A 1,253-nucleotide genomic window follows, 5' to 3' on the forward strand; every position below is an offset into this window, starting at 1 on the left:
GCCGATGGCAGGCCGGCGCCCATGGTCGCCAGGGCGTTGTCCAGCAGCACGGTGTTTGGCTTGTGCGCTTTGTAGTTGCGGGCGAACCAGATCTTGTAGATGCCGTTGTCCAGGGCGACGATGCCTTCGGACGGCAGTACACGACGGATGTCAGCCACCATGCGCTGTGGGTAGACCGGGAAGCGGTCGTCGTCGGCGCCTTCGGCGATCTGTGCTTCGTTGGCTTCACGGATGGCCATCAGGCGGGTGAAGTCCCAGTGCGACGTGTCGTTCAGTGCTTCACTGATCTGCCACACGGCGTTGGCGATGTCGCCGATCACTTCTACTTGCGGGAAGTACACGGCATCGACTTCGGCAGAGCGGAAGTTGATGTGGATGACTTCGGTGCCGCCACGAACCATGAAGAACGGTGGCTTCTCGATCACATCGTGGCCGATGTTGATGATCAGGTCGGCGGCTTCGACAGCGCGGTGAACGAAGTCGCCCGACGACAGCGCAGCGTTGCCGAGGAAGCGCGGGTGGCGCTCGTCGACCACGCCTTTACCCATCTGGGTGGTGATGAACGGGATGCCGGTCTTGTCGATCAGCTGCTTGAGGACCTTGGCGGTCATCTTGCGGTTGGCACCGGCACCGATCACCAGGATCGGATTGCGCGCGTTCTGCAGTTTTTCGACGGCAGCTTCGATGGCCACGTGCTCGGCCAGCGGGCGGCGGTGCAGGCTGCGCGGGATCGGCAGCGCGTCGGTCTGCTCGGCGGCGATGTCTTCCGGCAGCTCCAGGTGCACCGCACCCGGCTTTTCTTCTTCGGCCAGGCGGAAGGCTTCGCGCATGCGGGCCGGGATGTTGTCGGCCGAGGCGAACTGGTGGGTGTACTTGGTGATGGGGTCCATCATGCCGCACACGTCAATGATCTGGAAGCGACCCTGCTTGGACTTCTTGATCGGCTTCTGCCCGGTGATCATCATCATCGGCATGCCGCCCAGGTAGGCGTAGGCGCTGGCGGTCACCAGGTTGGTGGCACCAGGGCCGAGGGTCGACAGGCTGACGCCGGTCTTGCCGGTCAGACGACCGTAGGTGGCAGCCATGAAACCTGCAGACTGCTCGTGACGGGTCAGTACCAGCTTGATCTTCGACTTGCGCAGGGATTCGAGCAGGTCGAGGTTTTCCTCACCGGGAATGCCGAATACATACTCGACACCTTCGTTTTCCAGGCATTGCACAACGACATCGGCGGCCTTGGCCATTTGGGCCAT

General features: G+C 62.4%; 1 protein-coding gene. It reads right to left on the reverse strand.

All coding sequences use genetic code 11. From position 1 onward, the window contains the following. On the reverse strand, positions 1-1,244 hold a 1,244-nt coding region (locus tag V7787_RS52800), incomplete at its 3' end, for an acetolactate synthase large subunit (RefSeq protein ID WP_064491417.1). Positions 1,245-1,253: the final 9 nt, after the last annotated feature.

The organism is Pseudomonas sp. CGJS7 (assembly GCF_036961695.1).